Source organism: Glycomyces tritici, from assembly GCF_030403505.1.
This window is the reverse complement of record NZ_JAUEMJ010000009.1, coordinates 97,744-114,917: the sequence shown is the minus strand read 5'-3', so window position 1 is coordinate 114,917 and position 17,174 is coordinate 97,744. Positions and strand designations below refer to the sequence as shown.

Annotated in this window: 15 protein-coding genes; 3 read left to right on the top strand and 12 right to left on the bottom strand. The window is 71.3% G+C overall.

Features of this window, described 5'->3' with window-relative positions; genetic code table 11:
• Positions 1-51 precede the first annotated feature (51 nt).
• From QWI33_RS23420 to QWI33_RS23405, 4 genes are all read right to left on the bottom strand, one after another.
• A complete protein-coding gene (locus QWI33_RS23420; protein ID WP_289959378.1) occupies positions 52-1,962 on the bottom strand; it encodes a glycoside hydrolase family 15 protein in 1,911 nt (636 codons plus the stop codon).
• A 462-nt stretch (positions 1,963-2,424) separates the two neighbouring features.
• Positions 2,425-3,519, bottom strand: a complete 1,095-nt coding sequence (locus QWI33_RS23415) for an NADH:flavin oxidoreductase/NADH oxidase (protein ID WP_289959376.1) — start codon at positions 3,517-3,519, stop codon at positions 2,425-2,427.
• 30 nt (positions 3,520-3,549) lie between these two features.
• Entirely contained in the window at positions 3,550-4,242 is a 693-nt protein-coding gene (locus QWI33_RS23410) for a type 1 glutamine amidotransferase domain-containing protein (RefSeq protein WP_289959375.1), read from the bottom strand.
• A 33-nt stretch (positions 4,243-4,275) separates the two neighbouring features.
• Positions 4,276-5,151, bottom strand: a complete 876-nt coding sequence (locus QWI33_RS23405) for an NAD(P)-dependent oxidoreductase (RefSeq protein WP_289959373.1) — start codon at positions 5,149-5,151, stop codon at positions 4,276-4,278.
• 162 nt (positions 5,152-5,313) lie between these two features.
• Here QWI33_RS23405 and QWI33_RS23400 point away from each other — a divergent pair, with 162 nt between their 5' ends.
• Positions 5,314-5,763, top strand: a complete 450-nt coding sequence (locus QWI33_RS23400) for a MarR family winged helix-turn-helix transcriptional regulator (RefSeq protein WP_289959371.1) — start codon at positions 5,314-5,316, stop codon at positions 5,761-5,763.
• A gap of 82 nt (positions 5,764-5,845) precedes the next feature.
• Here the strand turns inward: QWI33_RS23400 and QWI33_RS23395 are convergent, their stop codons facing one another.
• Complete coding sequence (locus QWI33_RS23395; protein WP_289959369.1) at positions 5,846-6,148, bottom strand: hypothetical protein; 303 nt, start codon at positions 6,146-6,148, stop codon at positions 5,846-5,848.
• Positions 6,149-6,378: 230 nt separating this feature from the next.
• On the opposite strand from QWI33_RS23395, the gene QWI33_RS23390 reads away from it, so the two are divergent.
• The gene (locus tag QWI33_RS23390) at positions 6,379-6,627 is read left to right on the top strand and encodes an SCO4848 family membrane protein (protein WP_289959367.1); all 249 of its coding nucleotides are present in this window, start codon (positions 6,379-6,381) and stop codon (positions 6,625-6,627) included.
• Between the two features lie 116 nt (positions 6,628-6,743).
• On the opposite strand, the gene QWI33_RS23385 is transcribed toward QWI33_RS23390, so the two are convergent.
• Together QWI33_RS23385 and QWI33_RS23380 are read right to left on the bottom strand one after the other, a co-directional pair.
• Positions 6,744-7,670, bottom strand: coding sequence for an aminoglycoside phosphotransferase family protein (locus QWI33_RS23385; RefSeq protein ID WP_289959365.1), 927 nt, complete (start codon positions 7,668-7,670; stop codon positions 6,744-6,746).
• Between the two features lie 72 nt (positions 7,671-7,742).
• Complete coding sequence (locus tag QWI33_RS23380; protein ID WP_289959363.1) at positions 7,743-8,423, bottom strand: SDR family oxidoreductase; 681 nt, start codon at positions 8,421-8,423, stop codon at positions 7,743-7,745.
• Positions 8,424-8,566: 143 nt separating this feature from the next.
• Between QWI33_RS23380 and QWI33_RS23375 the strand changes: the two genes are divergently transcribed.
• Positions 8,567-11,032 carry an autotransporter-associated beta strand repeat-containing protein gene (locus QWI33_RS23375; RefSeq protein ID WP_289959362.1) on the top strand — a complete coding sequence of 822 codons (2,466 nt, stop codon included), beginning with the start codon at positions 8,567-8,569 and terminating at the stop codon, positions 11,030-11,032.
• Positions 11,033-11,281: 249 nt separating this feature from the next.
• On the opposite strand, the gene QWI33_RS23370 is transcribed toward QWI33_RS23375, so the two are convergent.
• The 5 genes from QWI33_RS23370 to QWI33_RS23350 all read right to left on the bottom strand — a co-directional run bounded on the left by QWI33_RS23370 (position 11,282) and on the right by QWI33_RS23350 (position 17,034).
• Positions 11,282-12,097, bottom strand: coding sequence for an HAD family hydrolase (locus QWI33_RS23370; RefSeq protein ID WP_289959361.1), 816 nt, complete (start codon positions 12,095-12,097; stop codon positions 11,282-11,284).
• 88 nt (positions 12,098-12,185) lie between these two features.
• Positions 12,186-12,425, bottom strand: a complete 240-nt coding sequence (locus tag QWI33_RS23365; RefSeq protein ID WP_289959359.1) for a LapA family protein — start codon at positions 12,423-12,425, stop codon at positions 12,186-12,188.
• A 133-nt stretch (positions 12,426-12,558) separates the two neighbouring features.
• The gene (locus QWI33_RS23360; protein ID WP_289959357.1) at positions 12,559-13,884 is read right to left on the bottom strand and encodes a M14 family zinc carboxypeptidase; all 1,326 of its coding nucleotides are present in this window, start codon (positions 13,882-13,884) and stop codon (positions 12,559-12,561) included.
• A 156-nt stretch (positions 13,885-14,040) separates the two neighbouring features.
• Positions 14,041-16,050, bottom strand: coding sequence for an elongation factor G (locus tag QWI33_RS23355; RefSeq protein ID WP_289959356.1), 2,010 nt, complete (start codon positions 16,048-16,050; stop codon positions 14,041-14,043).
• A gap of 165 nt (positions 16,051-16,215) precedes the next feature.
• Positions 16,216-17,034: an HAD family hydrolase gene (locus tag QWI33_RS23350; protein ID WP_289959355.1), complete on the bottom strand. Its 819-nt coding sequence runs from the start codon at positions 17,032-17,034 to the stop codon at positions 16,216-16,218.
• Positions 17,035-17,174: the final 140 nt, after the last annotated feature.

The following is a 17,174-nucleotide window of genomic DNA, read 5'->3' as shown; positions in this document are numbered from 1 at the left end:
CGCGCCCCGTTTGAGGGCTTTTCACTATCCGGTGGTTCGGGCGGTACCGGGTCAGCGCTCGGCGTCGCGGATCGCGACGGCGGCGTTGATGAGGCCGATGTGGCTGAAGGCCTGCGGGAAGTTGCCGAGCATCGCCCCGGAGGCGGTGTCGACCTCTTCGGACATGAGGCCGAGGTCGTTCGCGCAGGCCGCGGCCACGGCGAAGGCGTCGCGGGCGCGGTCGGGCCGGCCGGTGAGGGCCAGCGCCTGGGCGAGCCAGAACGTGCACATCACGAACGAGCCTTCGGGGCCTTCGAGGCCGTCCGAGCCGGATTCGTAGCGGCGCACCAGGCCCCGCGGGTCGCGCAGCCGCGCCGCGATGGCGTCCACTGTCGACACCAGGCGCGGGTCGTCGCCGGGCAGGAAGCCGACTGCCGCCATGCTGAGGACGGCCGCGTCCAGGTCGTCGCGGTTCTCGGAGGCGCTGTCGAGGGCCGCGCAGAACGCTCCTGCCTCGGGGTTCCAGCCGCGCGTCTCGATGGCTTCGCGTATGCGGTCGCGTTCGGCCTCCCAGCGCGGTGCGGCGTCGCCTTCGATGTCGAGCAGGCGGGCGTATTCGACGGCCCGGTCGAGCGCGACCCAGCACATGAGCTTGGAGTACGTGTAGTGCCGGGGCAGGCCGCGCGACTCCCAGATGCCCTGGTCGGGCTGCTCCCACTGGTCGGCGGCGGCGTCGGCGACGTCCGCGAGGAAGTGGCGCGCGGTGTCGTCGAGGCGGCGCAGGTGGCCGCGCAGGTGCCAGGCGGCGTCGAGCAGCTCGCCGTAGACGTCGAGCTGCGGCTGGAGCCAGGCGGCGTTGCCGACTCTGACGGGGCGTGAAGCGCGCCAGCCGGAGAGGTGGCCGAGCTCGCGTTCGGACAGGTCGTGCTCGCCGCCGATGCCGAACATGATCTGCAGCGGCGTCTCGGGTTTGTAGCGTGCGGCGGCGTGCGTCATGAACTCGAAGAACTCGACGGCCTCGCCGTGGCGTCCGGCCGCGGCGAGCGCCTGCACGGTGAAGCTGGCGTCGCGCACCCACGCGTACCGGTAGTCCCAGTTGCGGCCTGCGCCGGCGGATTCGGGCAGTGAGGTGGTGGGTGCGGCGACGATGGCGCCGGTGGGCTGGTAGCGGAGGGCTTCGAGGACGAGGATCGAGCGGCGGAAGAGGTGTGGCAAGGGGCCGTCCCAGGGCGGGTGGGCGTCGGACCAGTCCTGCCAGCCCCGCGCGGTCTCGGTGAGGGCCGCGTCGATCGCCTCGGGCGTCCAGGTGGGGGGCGGGGTGTCGGCGAGTCCGGTGGTCTGGGCGGCGAAGCGCAGGCGGTCGCCTGCGCGCAGGCGGAGTCGGGCGGTGGCGCCGTGGTGGCCGAAGGCGAGGTCGACGGGGCTGGTGAGGACGGTGCGGACGGGCCCGCCGGTGGCGAGCACCCCGCCGGGGACTGCGGTGAGGATGGGGGTGACCAGCCCGTATTCGGGTCTGGGCCGGAAGACGAAGTCGAGGTCCATGTCGCCTGCGGTGCATTCGAGGACGCGGAGGGTCGCGATCGGTGCGTGGGCGGCGAGCAGGAGTCGCTCGTCGGTGTCGTCGTCGGTGGTGTTCGTTTCGGCGCCGTCGCCGGCGGTGTCGGTGGGGCCGAGGGCGAGTGCGTCGGTGAGGTGGACGGTGCCGGTGTCGGTGGTGAAGACGGTGCGCAGGACGAACGTGTCGCCCGCATAGGAGCGTTCGGTGTGGAACGCGGCGGCGGGCCGGATCGACCAGTGCCCGGCCTCGGGGTCGAGGAGGCGGCCGAAGACGGCGGGGCTGTCGAAGCGGGGGCGGCACAGCCAGTCGATGGAGCCGTCGGTCGAGACCAGGGCGGCGCCGTGGCGGTCGGAGAGGAGCGCGTAGTCCTCGATGGGGCGGCTGGGTTCGGTCGCGCCCGTTGCGGCGGTGTCCCGGTGTTCCATGGTGCGGCTCCTCGCCTTCGGCGCTGGCGGCATTCTATGGCGCGCAGCGGGAGCCGCGTCGGCTTTCCGGTGGCATATGCCATGCGACATGTGACATACCACTGGTTGGGCAATGGCGAATCGGGGCCGGCGCGATGGCCCAGAGAGTCGTCAGGCCGCACAAGGGAGTTCGAGTCGGAGCTGCCGGCGTGTTGGCAGTAGGGACGCCGAGCCGCTTCCGGTGCGACGGCGGGCAGCACGTTGCGGCCAAGGCCGGGGTGGCAGTCCAGGCCGGGAGAGATCGACGCTCGGTGCCGCCGCCGAGCGCGCGACGTCGAATCCGCTCGCGCGCGGCCGATCGCTCTCGGCGCCTCGCAGCAGCGACCGGGTGGCAGCGTCTTCGCAAGCCGCTACCTCTGGGTGGCTGCTGGCGGGCCTGCACACGGGTGGCGGTCTCGTCGTGAGCCGCCACCCCGGTGGGCTTCAGGCGGGTCGGCGCTCGGCGCGGCGGTACTGGCGCGGGAGCGGGTGCGGGTCGCCGAGTTCGTGCGCGGCCTGGCGGGGCCAGTACGGGTTGCGCAGGAGCTCGCGGCCGAGCAGGACGACGTCGGCACCGCCGTCCGCAAGGATCTTCTCGGCCTGCTGCACCTCCGTGATGATGCCGACGGCCCCAGTGGGCATCCCGGTCTCGTGGCGGATCCGCTCGGCGAAGGGCACTTGGTAGCCGGGGCCGGACGGGATGCGGGCGTCCGGGACGTTGCCGCCGGTCGAGACGTCGATCAGGTCGACGCCGTGCTCGCGCAGGAGCGCGGCGAGGCGCACGGTCTGGTCGGCGGTCCAGCCTTCGGGTTCGATCCAGTCGGTCGCCGAGAGCCGGAACAGCACCGGCACCTGCTCCCCCACCGTCGCCCGCACCGCGTCGGCGATCTCGAGCGGGAGGCGGGCGCGGTTCTCGAAGTCCCCGCCGTACGCGTCCTCGCGCCGGTTCGAGACCGGGGAGAGGAACTCGTGGAGCAGGTAGCCGTGCGCGGCGTGCACCTCGATGACCTCGTACCCCGCGTCGAGCGAGCGCCGGGCCGCGTCGGCGAAGGCGGTGACGACCCCGCGGACCTCATCGGCACTCAGCTCGTGCGGTACGGCGTGGCCGCCGCTGAACGCGATCGCGCTGGGCGCCACCGGCTCCCAACCGCCCCGGTCCGGGTCGAGCGAGCCGCCGCCGTGGGCTTCGCTGTCGGTGCTGGCCTTGCGGCCGGCGTGGGCGATCTGGATGCCGGGGACGACGCCCTGGTCGCGCATGAACGCGGTGAGCCGTCGGTGCCCTTCGACCTGGGCGTCGTTCCAGATGCCGAGGTCGTAGGGGCTGATGCGGCCTTCGGGGGCGACGGCGGTGGCCTCGACCAGGATCAGGCCGGGGCCGCCGGTGGCGCGGGCGCCGTAGTGCTGCACGTGCCAGTCGTTCGGCACGCCGGTCGCGGGCCCGGTGGCCTCGGCGCTGTACTGGCACATCGGCGCCATCCAGATCCGGTTCGGCACGGTGGTCCCGCGAAGCGCTATCGAGGTGAACAGGTTGCTGGTCACGTTGACTTCCTTAAGGTTTCGGGCCGGGCGCTAGCCGATGAGGGCGTTGAGCGCTTCGGCGGCGGCAGTTGACGACTGCGGGTTCTGGGCGGTGACGAGATTGCGGTCGACCTGGACGTGCGAGGTGAACGGGTCGGCGGGCACGAAGTCGATCCCGGCGGCCTCGAGCCGGTCCTGGAGCAGCCACGGCGCCTTGTCGGCGAGGCCCGCGAGGCGTTCTTCGGCGTTGGTGAACCCGGTGGCGCGGTAGCCCGCGAAGGCGTTCACGCCGGACTCGTCGGCGGCCAGGAGCGCCGCGAGGCCGTGGCAGACCAAGCCAACCGGCTTGCCCGCGCGGAGGGCCTCGGCGAGCAGGCGCCCCGCATCGGCGTCGCCGGCCAGGTCCTCCATGGGGCCGTGGCCGCCGGGCACGTACACCGCGTCGTAGTCGGCGAGGTCCACGCCCGCGAGGTCGACGGGTTCGGCGAACTCCTCGGCCGAGGCCACCACGCTGCGCACGTGCGCCGCGGTCTCGGCGCCGCCGTTGGCCTCATCGGTGAGGCTCGCCGCGTCGACCGGCGGCACGACGCCACCGGGGGTGGCCACGGCGACCTGGTGCCCCGCGCGCTTGAACGCCTCGAGCGGCACCACGGCCTCCTCGGCCCAGTAGCCGGTGGGGTGCTCGGTGCCGTCGTTCAGGGTCCATTCGTCGGCCCCGGTCATGATGAACAGGATCTTCGCCACGATCGCTTCCTCTCGTTGTCGTTGCGGTGCTTGCTATTCGTTGAAGCTCGCGAAGTAGGACGCGGCCATGTCCTCGCCGCCGTGCCCCTGCGCGGAGGCGCGGCGGAAGCGCTCGGCCCCGGCCTCGGCGAGGTCGAGCCGGACGCCGTTCGCGCGGGCGGCCTCCACGATGAGCCTCGCGTCCTTCTCGGCCGTGTCGAGACCGAAGCTGGTGTTCGCCGTGTCGCCGCCGAGGATCAGGCCGCCCTTGGCGTGGGCGTACCCGGTGTCGAGCGGGCCGCCTTCGATGAGCTCGAAGAACCGCTGCGGATCGACACCGAGGCCTTTCGCCAGGGCGAGGACCTCGCCGATGCCGTGGGTGAGCACGAGGACCCAGCTGTTGGCGACGAGCTTGAGCCGGGAGGCGGAGCCGTCCGCGCCGTTCGCGCCGATCCACACGGTCTTGGCGCCGACGGCTTCGAACACGGCGTTCGCGGCGGCGTCGTCGTTCGGTCCGGCGGCGAGCACGGTGAGCTTGCCGGCCTCGGCGGGTTCACGGGTGCCCAGGACGGGGGCGTCGAAGAAAATGATGTCGTGCTCACCAGCGAAGGCGGCGAGTTCGGCGATGCCGTCGACACCGGCGGTGGTCGACTGGATCCACCGCACGCCGGGGCGCAGGGCGGGGGCGGCCTGGCGCATGACGTCGAGTGCGGCGGGGCCGTCGTGGAGCATGGTCACGATCGCGTCGGCGTCCGCGACGGCCTCGGCGGGAGTGCCGGCAACGCGGATGCCGTCCGCAGCGAGCGGTGCGGCCTTGTCCGTGCTGCGGTTCCAGACCGTGACCTCGTGCCCGGCGCGGGCGAGGTTGCGGGCCATCGCGGCCCCCATGATGCCGGTGCCCAGCACGCTCACGGTCGGCTTGTCGCTCATCGGTTCTCCTGTCCGCAGGCCCTCGCGGGCGCGCTCGGTGTCGGAACTGCCGCGACCCACGATACTTGCAGACGCCGACTAATGCAAGAGACGATTATCTCCGAAGGACTTATGTCGCGGTACGCTAGTATCGACACGAACGGACCGAGCCGGAGGAGCATCGTGAGTACAGCAGCGAACCCCAGTACCGCGCTGGCCCAGCACTGGTGCGCCCTCTCCGCACTGCACGACGGCATCGCCGACCACATCGAACGCCGGCTCGAAGCCGCACACGGGCTCTCCGTACGCGAGTTCTCGCTGCTCACCGTCCTGGACCGACAAGCCCCGGACCGGCACCTGCAGATGCGGCAGGTCGCCGAAGCGGTCGTGCTGAGCCAGAGCGCGACCACGCGCCTGGTGACCCGCATGGAGGACCGGGGCCTGCTGCAGCGCACCATCTGCGCCGACGACCGGCGCGGGATCTACACCGACGTCACCGAGGCCGGACGCAAGCTCCTCACCGACGCGACGCCGACCCACGACCGGGCACTGGCGGAGGCGCTCGAAGAGGCGCGGAAGAACCCCGAGTTCACGCCGCTCGTCGAGGTGCTGGAGCGCATCGGCACTGAGTGAGCGCCGGCTCGACAAGCCCTGTACCACAAGGAATGCACCCCGAAGGTCCGCTGGACGCGGAGCAAGGGTTGGGGTTCGGAGGTCAGCTCTTCCAGAACTTGGCGCCGGTACGGGCCAGGACATCGCGCTGGGCGCGGCTGAAGTGCGCCTCGTAGCGGTAGTTGAGTTTGAGGACCGGCGGTTCGGACTCGACGCGGAAGACGTTGCCGAGCCAGCGGACAGGGTGTCCGTCGACCAGTTCCCACAATTGCACGATCCGGTCGCCCGGAGTGATCGTCATTCTCATGTGGAGGCCGGCGAACTCGAGCTCCTCGGTTCGCGCCCAGCCCACGACCTCGGGGTCGGGGTAACCGTCTGGCAATGAGACTTCGTCGTGTTCGCTCATGTCCGGGCCAGCCATTTCATGCATTGATGACATTCCGGTCTCCATCATCGCAGACCACGGTATGCACGCAAGTGCCGCACAGAGTGACACCGGGTCTGCAAAGACCAGGATAGTAGGCGCATCAGGCGGATCGGAAGAGGCAACCGGTGCGACGCCTTCCCGAACGTGACCGGCGACCGGCGCCCCGCTCCCGAAATGCCCGCCCGCAGGTTCGGCCGGATACTGGTGCGATGAAGCTCAGCCGCCCCGTCTCGGTGTTCCTGCTCGCCTTCGGCGTGTGGTCCCTGGCGATTTGGACAACCTTTCTCAAAAATCTGTTCGAGGACGTCAGCGGCCTGGCGTTCGACGCATCGGGCGATCCGACCGCCTTTTTCTGGGTCCACTGCGGCCTCGCCGTCACCTCGCTCGGGCTCGGCATCGCCGTCGGCGCGATCGGTCTGCGGGGCCTCCTGGCGCACCGCCGCGCGCCGCGTGAATGACTCCTGAAAGGAGCGTTCGACCACTGGACGACTCGGCACTGAGTCGGAAATCCGACCCGGTTCTTTTCACCCGAACGGGCCCGGTCGCCGCTGATCCCGTACAGCCCCCGAAGCGGTTACGCCCGTTCGAGCGCGTCGACTGTCGCCCCGGCGGCCGCGATGTCGCGCTCGCCCTCGGCTTCGGCCAGATTGTCGACGGCGCGCAGGAGCGCCCAGGCGCGCAGTCGCTCGGCGTCCACCCCGAGTCCCTCCGCGACCGTTCGGAGCAGTTCGGCGCCGCCGTGCGGACCGTGGTGCTGCAGCATGAACAGCAGGTACCCGCCGTCGAAGGCCCGCTCGGCGAGGTACGGCTTGGGGTCGATGACCAGCCACGGTTCGCGTTCGGCCGAAACGATGTTGCCCAAGTGGGTGTCGCGGTTGCCGATGCCCAGTTCGGGCGGGTTCCCGAGCCGGTCGCACAGATCGAGCGCGAGGTCGAGACGGGCCGCGGCCGGGCCCCGCCGCGCGTCGCCTTGCGGGTCACCGTATTCGGCCCGCCACTGGTCGAGCATCTCGGTGGCCGCCGGCAGCTCGGGGAATCCGTCCACGGCGGCCACGGGCCGCCACAGCCGCCGGTAGAGGCCGCAGGCGATCCCGATCCGCCGCCACGCCGCCTCCGGGGTGCGGTGCCCGAAGAAGCGCGTCGACTTGAGGCGGTTCCCGGGGACCGCCCGCTCCAGGAGCATCGCTCCCGTCTCGCGGTCGTACTCGTGCAGCCGCACCGCCCCATCGCCCCCGTACTGCTGCAGCGCAGTCGGTTCGGCGGCGTTCTCCTCATCGCGGAAGATCACCTTGAGCACCGCCTGCTCACCGGACTCGCGCCGGACCGGGATCACATAGGAGTGGCTGCCGCCGCCGTAGGGCGGACCGTCCGTCCGCAGCGACCACAGCCGCTGCAGACGCCAGACCGTCTTGGGGAGGCCGTCGAGCCAGACCTGGCCGGCACTGCCGTGCCAGGCGAGGACGTCGCGGCGCACGGAGGAGGGAACCACACCGAATCGCATCCGTACAGTATCGAGCAACGCCTTTTGCCGCCGCAATCCGCATACGCATGGGAGGCAAGCAGACCGGCGTGATCAGTCCTTCGCGGCGAGCGCGTCCACCGCTTCGGTGACCGCGGTGTCACCGCCCCGCACCTCCAGGACCAGGCGCGACACCTCCGGACGGCGCAAGAGCTCGGCCACCACGGCGGCCACATCGGAGCGGGTGACCTCACCGCGACCCACCGGCGGCTCGGCGAGGTGCACCAGGCCGGTCGGCTCGTCGTTCGTGAGCGAACCGGGCCGCAGGATGATCCAGTCCAGGTCCCTGGCTCGCAGATCCGCCTCCGCGGCGGCCTTGGCCTCGATGTACGCCGCCCACACCTCGTCGCGGCTCGGATCGGGCTCCGAATCGGCGCCCATGCTGGAGATCTGCAGGAACCGGCGCACGCCCGCCCGCTCCGCCGCGTCCGCCAGCAGCACCGCCGCCGCCCGGTCCACCGTGTCCTTGCGGGCCGCCCCGCTGCCGGGCCCCGCGCCCGCCGCGAACACCACGGCGTCGACGTCCCCGTACATCTCGGAGGCGAGGAGCCCGCCGAGGTGCTCGGCGTCGGCCTGCTCGAGGTCGAGGACGATGGGACGCCCGCCGATCGCGGTGAGGTCCTCGGCGTGGTCGGGATTGCGGATGAGCCCGGTGACGGAATGCCCTTCGGCGGCCAGGGTCTCGGTGAGGCGCAGCGCGATCTGGCCGTGCCCTCCGGCGATGACGACATGCATACGGCCCAGCCTAACCCCGCTCGCGGCGGCGCGGGCCGCTCTGCGCCGCACCGCGCCCGCACTGGCGAACGGGGTCGCTCGCACCGCCGGGCCGCCGACACCCACCGAAAACCATTGAAAATCACCGGGTAGCTTGTTGCAACGTGAAGGATTCACGCACGATGGGGCCGCACGGCGCCAATGCCAGGCCGCCCGCAGGCTTCGGGACGGCGCCGCGCGGGACCGCCTGGACGCGCCTCCTGCTCGCCGCGGCGCTGGCGTTCCTGACCGTTCCGTTCACCGCCGCCCCGGCACAGGCGGCCGACGACATCACCGGTCGGCTTCGAGCGGGAGAGGACGTCGTGCTCGAAGGCGACGCGGTCGTCAGCCTCGGCAGCGGCGAGGAGATCGTCTACGGCGGCCGCATCAGCGGGCTCGGCACCCTCACGATCAAGGGCGCGGGCAAGCTCGTCCTCACCGCCGACTCCGACTTCAGCATCCCCGAGGACCGCCGCCGCCAGCGCGTCGAGGCGCGCGGCGAACCCTGGTGGTGGAACACCATCGAGGACCCCGACCCGCCCGCCGTGACCGTCGAGTCGGGCGCGACGCTCCAGTACGGCGACGGCACGGGCACGACCGGCACCCTCGGCCACTACCCGTACGACCTGCCCAACTTCGAGTGGAACGCGCTGAACCACCATGTCGACGGCACGCTGATCGTGGCGGTGCACGGCCGCCGCTACCACCCGGGCAACCTCAGCGGATCCGGGTTCATCGTGCAGCCGCGCCATACGTGGGACGGCCTCACGCTGGCGGGAAACCACACGTTCTCCGGGGTGCTGTACAACGGCACCGTCGTCCACTACAGCCAGCGCGAGTTCCTCTCCACGATGCCCGAAGTGGACACGGTGTTGAACCAGGGCTCGTTCATCATCGACACCCAGGACGGCAACGACACGGTTCTCGACGTGGACTTCTATTCGCGGGAGTGGGGCAACGACATCAACTTCCACTCGCAGATCTTCGGAAGCAAAGTGGTGGTATCCGGTGTCTACTCGTGGGCCGACTCCGGACCGGACACCGATCCGTCGCTGTCGGACCCGAGTCTGAACTACGAGGTCGTGGCCCACAACCACAACAAGCGCGGCATCAACATCGAGGGCGCGCTGGTGCAGTGGGGGGACGGTACGGACGATGAGTTCTTCCTGCCGGGCAACCGCGACACCGTCTACATCAACATGCACGCCCGGCGTATGCGCAGCCACCTGATCCTGGACTACAACGGCCCGGTGCGGCTCGACGCGCCGATCTCGGGCGGGATCTTTCACGACACGATGGACGCCGTCGGTGCGGGCGATGTGACCGTTGCGGGGACGGACGGCAACGAGGTCACGTTCGCCGACCAGCAGAACTACGACGGTGCGACGACGATCGAGGCCGGCGCGGTGCTGCGTCTCGGGGCGGGCGAGGACGGCGGTGACGGCTGGCTGCTCATCGGCGGCGAGCACACGGCGATCGTCGACGAGGGCGAACTGGTGGTCGACAACGTCGAGCATGAGACCTCGCTTGAGGACATCAGCGGCGCGGGCAGTCTGGAGCAGGCGGGGTCGGCGACGCTGACGCTCACCGGCGGCATCGCGTACACCGGTCCGACCACGGTCTCGGGCGGCACGCTAGCCCTCACCGGCGGGGACCTGGCCGCCTCTGAGCACGTCGCGCTCTCAGGGACGTCTGCGGTGCTCGACCTCTCGCAGGTCGAGGGCCAGGCGGTGAACGACCTCAGCGGGGTCGCCGGTGCGAGCGTGGTGCTCGGCGCCGACGCGCTCACGGTCGCCAGCGCGAGCGACACCGCGTACGCGGGCGGGGTGGAAGGCGAAGGCGGCCTTGTCAAGTCGGGTGCGGACACATGGACGTACTCGGGAGCGAGCAGCGCCGCGGGTGCCTGGAGCGTCAACGAGGGCGTCCTGGCGCTCGGTACCGCTGCTCAGGACGGCATCGCGCAGGACACCGGCGAGGACGGTGCCGGTCAAGGCAGCGCCGATCCCGACGGGGCCGGTGCCGGCGATGCGAGCCAGGACGGCGGCAGCGTCGCGCAGTCCGGCGCGGAGCTCGCCGGGGACCTGATCGTCGAGCAGGGCCTCACGGTCAACGCCGCGAGCGGCGTCGGCGGCGATCTGTCGCTCGGCGGCGCGTCGACCCTGACCGTGGGCTCGAACGGGGGGCTCACGGTCGGGGGCGGGGCCGCTCTCGACGGGACGCTGGCGGTCACCTACGAGGAGGGCGGTGCGCTTCCCGAGGAGATCACCGTCGTCACCGCCGCGGGCGGTGTGTCCGGTACGTTCGCCAATCTCGCGCAGGATGCCGAACTCTCGGTCGGCGGCGCGAGCTACCGGATCGCCTACGAGGACGACCGGGTCGTCCTGCGGACCGACGAGCCGCAGGCGGCCGCCGAAGCGGCGGAAGGCGGCACCGACGCGGCCGGGTTGCCCGGGTGGGCTTACGTGATCGGTGCGTGCATAGTCCTCCTGCTCCTCGGTTTCGGCCTGCTGGCCTGGTTCCGGTGGCGCCGCCGGGGTGCGGTGGCCGACGATGCCACGATGGAGCTTCCAATAGTGAAGGCCCGAAGCTGAACCGGAGCTGAAGCCGCCTGAAGGCGACTTCAGGAAGGGCGTGCCCGGGAGCGTCACGGAGTGTCTATAGCAATCGGACGCAGCGGCTGCACGAGGCACGAGGCACGAGGCACGAGGCACGAGGCACGAGGCACGAGGCACGAGGCACGAGGCACGAGGCACGAGGCACGAGGCACGAGGCACGAGGCACGAGGCACGAGGCACGAGGCACGAGGCACGAGGCACGGCGATGATGCGGTCGTGCTTGGGTCAGCCGACCCGGAGGTCGAGTATCGCTTCGATCGTCTTCGCCACACCGTCTTCGGCGGCGGGTTCGGCGCGGTCGGTGGCGGCCGCTACCGCCTCGGCGTGCGCACCCGCCATCGCGAAGGAGCGGCCCGCCCAGGCGAGCATCGAGACGTCGTTCGGCATGTCGCCGAAGGCGATCACGTCCTCCGGGCCGATGCCGCGATCGGCGCACCAGGAGGCCAGCGCGTTGCCCTTGGTCGCTTCGGCTGCGGTGCATTCGATCTCGGGGAAGCTCCCCCAGTGCCACAGGCTCACGCCGGGCAGGTCGATGTGGCGGGTGGCCTCGTGCATGGCGGTACCGGTCGAGCCGGGCACGCGCACGACGAGTTCGGCGACGGTGTCGGCGTGGGCGAACAGGTCCTCGCCGGGTTCGATGACGGTCCAAGGGTCGCCGTAGTGGATGCCCGCCTGCATGTGGGTCGAGTGGGCGACCTGGCGGTCGCCGGTCTCGACGCCGAAGAGCGCGCCGGGGAGGGCGTCGCGGAGCCGGTCGTGGAGGTCGCGGGCGGTGGGGAGCGGGATGGGGTGGCGCAGGTCGGCGGTGCGGGTCTCGGTGTCGTACCAGATCGCGCCGGTGCAGCAGAGCGCGCCGTCGAGGACGCCGGCGAGTTCGGGGACGCGGTAGACGGCGCGGGGCGGCCGGGCGGTCACGGCGAGGGTGAGGATGCCGTGCTCGCGGGCGGCTTGGAGGGCCTTCTGGTTGCGTTCGGAGAGTCGTCCCTGCGGGTCGAGCAGGGTGCCGTCGAGGTCGGAGGCGATGAGCTTCGGTAGGGCCACCGCATGAGTATCGGGGGTGCGGGGCGGGGCGGGGCAACCCGTATCGCGTTGCGGGCCGGAGCGTCACACGCTGCGGCCCGCGTCGCGGTCAGCCGCGTTTCCTCGCGGATCGGCGTCGGAGCAGTGCGCCGACGGCCCAGCCGGCGAGGAACACGACGGTGATCATGATCCACATGGGCGTCTCGACGCTGACGAGCCAGAGTCTGACGCCCACAGCTTCGGTGTTGGCGAGGATGAACCAGACGGCGAGCGCGATGATGACGCCCGCGATGATGAGTCGGCGGATCGTGTTCCCGCCCTTGGCCCCGGCCGTGTCGTCGGTCGCCATCGCCCGCTCCTCTCCCTTGCAACCGCAATGTCTCGGGATGGTCCGGACAGTATGGACGGCCGGCTCGGGCGGAGCGGGTGAACGGGATTCTCCGGGTCCCGGCGGCGTCACCCCGCCCCCGGGACCCGGGCCGCTAGCCGGCGTAAGGTGCAGCGGCGGCTTGGGCGGCGGTCATGAGCGCGCCCTCGTTCTCAGGCCAGAGGGTGTCGTCCACACAGGTGAAGGCGGGGAAGAATCCGCCGCAGTCCCCGGTGTCGGGGCCGATCTCGTAGGTGAACGCGGCGACGCCGAGTTCGCCGTAGGCCATGTCGTCGGTGGTGCCGCTGGTGCTGTACCCGACGGTGTCGTCGTTGGTGCCGACGAAGTAGCCGTTGGACTTGGCCATGGCCGCGCCGAGGGCGCGCAGTCCGGCGTCGTTCGGGGCGGCGTCGCTCGAGTAGCCCCACGGGACGATGATGTACTCGCCGTAGGAGTGCAGGGTGATGAACACGTCGCGGGCGTCGGCGGGTGCGGCGTCCTGCGGGTCCTCGCCGCGCTGGTCGGGGTGGAGGGCGCGGAGCCAGTCCTCGACGGCCTGCGTCTCGGGCTCGGATCCTGCCGAGGGGCCCTGGTAGGTCTCGGAGCACGGGTTGGTGGAGTCGTCGCCCCACGCGAAGGTGGAGTTGCGGTTGAGGTCGACGCCGAGGCGGTCGCCGCAGTTCCCGTTGCCGTCGTTGGCGTTCTTGCGCTGGAGGATCGGGTCGTCGCCGCCTGAGGCGACGATGTCGACGCCGTCGGGGTTGGCGATCGGGACCACCCAGATCTCGGTGGTGTCCATGAGTTCGGTGACCTCGGGGTCGGTGCCGTAGCCGTCGACGAGCTTCTCGATCCAGCGCCAGGCGACCTCCCCGGTGGCGATCTCGCGGGCGTGCATCTGGGCGACGAGGGAGAAGCGGGGCTTGGTGGAGTCCGGGTCGCTCTCGCAGTCGCCGGCGGCGATCTTGGTGAGGCAGATGGCGTAGACGTCGTGCCCGGCCGGGTCGCCCTGGGTCTTGAGCCAGGAGTCGCCGATGTCGTGGAGGCTGGCGAGTTCGGGGTTGGCCTCGGCGATGGCCTGGAGGTCGGCCTCGTAGGCGTCGACGGTGCGGTAGCCGCCGTAGTAGGTGCCCTCCTGCTCGGCGGTGACGGGGAGTTCCTTGTAGACGGTGTCGAGGAATTCGGGGTCGTAGCCCAGTTCGCGCGCTTCGGCGGCGAGGGCTTCGTCGCCGATGATGTGGGTTTCGTCGCCGTGGTCGTGGGCGAGGGTGAAGCCGATCCGTTCGAGTTCGGCCGCTTCGTCGGCGGTGAGCCTCGGGACGGTCCAGGTGGCGAGCGGGTCGCCTGCGGGTTCGACCGGATCGGCTTGGGCGGTGAGGGTGGCGCTGGTGGCGGCCACGACGACCCCCAGCGCGACGCTCGCGGTGACGAGCCTTCGCTTCATGTGCTTGTGTCCGTTCTCTACTCGTCCCGCCGAGGGTGCCGACGGGACAAAGGGGCGGTCAAGGGATCTTAATCATACATTTGCTCATCAATTCCTCAAATAGCGAACATATTGGGACACAATGGATTCCATTTCGGATCATGGCGCGGACCGGGCTCAGTCGCCGGTCACGCGGCGCGCCACCGCGAGGAGGTACGCCTCCCGGTCGAGCGGGTTCGCGCCGGTCCGGGGGCGGGACGGGACGGGGCCGCTCACCGGCTCGTGCCGTTCGAAGACGCTCTCCAGGACGCCTTCGCCGCTGGTCAGGCCCGGGAGGCGCTGACCGAGCCCGTGGACGGCCCCGGCCGGGAGGGTGCCTTCGAGGGTGCAGCGCCCATGGTCGAGCTCCGGCGGCTCGGGGACGGCGCGGAGCTTCGCGAGCGCCGCGAGGACCCCGCCGAGGTCGGCGGCGGGCAGCTCGATCCGGAAGCGGTGCAGCGGTTCGCACACGACCGTGCCCGCTTCGCGCAGGGCCGCCATGAGGACGAGCGGCACGAGGTTGCGGAAGTCGCCGGCGGTGCTCGACATGCTCTTGTCGAAGCCGCCGTGGGCGCTGGACTGGCGGGCCCAGTAGCCCGAGCGGGTCATGGTGACGACCGCGCCCTCGACCTGCCAGCCGTGGAGGCCCTCGCGGAGGGCGTCGTGGACGGTCTCCTCGACGGCTTTGAAGAACGCGAGCGGCATGGACCCGAGTTCCACGCCGAGCCGGAAGTCGACGGCGGGCCCCGGGGCCGGTTCGATGCGCAGGCCCACGGTGGCCAGGAACGGGTTGGGGGCCTTGGCGATGACCTCGGCGGCCGCGCCGGTGCCGACGACGCGTTCGACGCAGATGACGGTGGACTCGCGGAACTCGACCTCCAGGCCGTGCTCCTCGGCGAGGGTCGCGCCGATGACCTCCTTCTGCACTTCGCCGTACAGCGAGACGGACAGCTCCCGGCGCGTCTCGTCGTGGCGCAGGCCGATGAGCGGATCCTGTTCGGCCAGCTGGGTGAGCGCGGTGTGCAGGGCGGGCCGGTCGTGCTCGTTCGCGGGGAGGACCACGGTCTCCAGGGCGGGCCGTAGGAAGTGCTCGGTGCGCAGCTTCGGCGGCCGCCCGATCGCGTCGCCGATGGGCACCTCCCCCAGGCCGCGGAGCTTCGCGATCCGGCCCGCTTCGGCACGCGGCCGCGGGCGGTCGACGCCGTCCTCGAAGACGCTGATCCCGGTCACCTTGGCCTGGCGGCCGTCGCCGACGGCGATCCGGTCGCGCACCGCGACGGCGCCGGAGAACAGGCGGGCGTAGGCGATCCGCTCCCCCGCCGGGCCGCGCTCGACCTTGAACACGGTGCCGGAGAGCGGGCCGTCCGCATCACCGTCCGAGCCGGGCAGGAACCTGCGGATGCCCTCGACGAGGCTCACGATGCCGGCGCCGGTGATCGCCGAACCGAAGTGGACCGGGTGCGCCCGGGCCTGGGCCACGCGTGCCGTGAACGCCGAGGCCAGTGCCGCGTCATGCGCGACATGTGACATACCACTGGCAGTCGGGGAGGCATCCGCGTTCGCGAGGTGCGCCTCCAGCAGCTCGTCGTCCAGGAGCGCGTCGAGGAGGTCCTCGTCGAAGGCGGTGTCGCGTTCGCGCGGCCGGCTCTCAGCCGCGGCGGTGCCCGGAGCGGTGACGGCGTCCATCGCGACCATGGCCGGGTCGAGCTTCGCGGCGAGGTCGCGCACGAGCGAGTGCGTGCGCGCGCCGGCGCGGTCGATCTTGTTGACGAACACCAGGGTCGGGACGCCGAGGCGGCGCAGGGCCCGGTACAGGACGCGGGTCTGGGCCTGGACGCCCTCGACCGCCGAGACGACGAGCACCGCGCCGTCGAGCAGGTTGAGGACCCGCTCGACCTCGGCGATGAAGTCGGGGTGGCCGGGCGTGTCGATGAGGTTGACGGCGGTGCCGCCGAGCGCGAAGGACACCACCGCGGACTTGATGGTGATGCCGCGGCGGCGTTCGAGGTCGAGCGTGTCGGTGCGGGTGCTGCCCGCGTCGACGCTGCCGACCTCGTCGATGATCCCGGCGGCGTGCAGGAGCCGCTCGGTCAGGCTGGTCTTACCGGCGTCGACATGGGCGAGGATTCCGAGGTTGAGCGTGCGCAACTGCAGTCATGTCCTTGAGTTCGAAGTGACCCTTCTCGAATGACATGAACTGTTGGCGCATTCCAGTCTCCTCTGTGCAGCGTGCAGCGGCCGACGGCCGCGATCCGCCCAGTCCAGCAGACCGGGCGGAGCGCCGCAAGGAGTTATTCGGGGGACGGAGCCCGGTCAGGCGGCGGCCGCGGTGTCGCTGTCGAGGAGCCCTTCGATGACCTGGGCGACGCCGTCCTCGGCGTTGGTGGCGGCGCGGGCGGTCGCGGCGGCGACGGCCTCGGGGTGGGCGTCGCCCATCGCGTACGAGCGGCCCGCCCACGCGAGCATCGGCACGTCGTTCGGCATGTCGCCGAAGGCGACCACCGCGTCGGGCCCGACGCGGCGCTCCTTGCACCAGGTCGCCAGGCCGAACGCCTTGTCGGCGCCGCGGGCGTTGAGGTCGAGCATGCCGAAGTCGCCCCAGTGGCACATCGCGAGCCCGCCGAGGTCGGCGCCCTCGACCGCGGCGGCCATCTCCTCGCCGGTGCGCTCGCCGCAGTAGACCTTGATCTTGACGGCCCGCTTGGCGCGCTTGAAGACCCCGTCGACAGTGTTCGCGAACTCCCAGTTCGAGGAGCCGACCAGGGCCCGGTAGGGCTCCTCGCCGACGATGCCGGTGCCGGTCTCCACGGCGAACACCGCGTCCGGCAGGCGCTTGGCGATCGCCGCGACCACCTTGCGGCCCTGCGAGATCCGGATCGAGCGGAGGATGCGGATGCGGCCGCTCACGGGGTCGTAGACGATCGCGCCGTTCGCGCAGACCGCGCCGTCCAGGTACGGCAGGAGGTCGGGCAGCATGTCCACGCCGTACGGAGTGCGGGCGGTGACGGCGACGACGGCGACCCCGTCGGCGCGGGCGGCCGCGAGGGCGTCGCGGGTCCGCTCGGACAGGGCGCCGTTCGGGGCGAGGAGGGTGCCGTCCAGATCGGAGGCGATGACGAGGGGTTTGAGCACGGTTCAAGTATCGCCCGGCCCTGCAAGTGCGGCAACCGTACGAAACGGCACGATCACCGCGACCTTCGGACCGGTTGCCCACCAGGGCGTTCGCCGCACAGCGTCCGAACCCGCACCCCGTTATTGACCCCTGGGTCAAG

Bases quoted from the DNA above. Each gene is read 5' to 3' on its own strand.
- QWI33_RS23390 (WP_289959367.1), top strand. From the start codon at position 6,379: ATGAAGCTCAGCCGCCCCGTCTCGGTGTTCCTGCTCGCCTTCGGCGTG.
- QWI33_RS23420 (WP_289959378.1), bottom strand. From the start codon at position 1,962: ATGGAACACCGGGACACCGCCGCAACGGGCGCGACCGAACCCAGCCGC.
- QWI33_RS23380 (WP_289959363.1), bottom strand. From the start codon at position 8,423: ATGCATGTCGTCATCGCCGGAGGGCACGGCCAGATCGCGCTGCGCCTC.
- QWI33_RS23365 (WP_289959359.1), bottom strand. From the start codon at position 12,425: ATGGCGACCGACGACACGGCCGGGGCCAAGGGCGGGAACACGATCCGC.
- QWI33_RS23405 (WP_289959373.1), bottom strand. From the start codon at position 5,151: ATGAGCGACAAGCCGACCGTGAGCGTGCTGGGCACCGGCATCATGGGG.
- QWI33_RS23385 (WP_289959365.1), bottom strand. From the start codon at position 7,670: ATGCGATTCGGTGTGGTTCCCTCCTCCGTGCGCCGCGACGTCCTCGCC.
- QWI33_RS23360 (WP_289959357.1), bottom strand. From the start codon at position 13,884: ATGAAGCGAAGGCTCGTCACCGCGAGCGTCGCGCTGGGGGTCGTCGTG.
- QWI33_RS23395 (WP_289959369.1), bottom strand. From the start codon at position 6,148: ATGAGCGAACACGACGAAGTCTCATTGCCAGACGGTTACCCCGACCCC.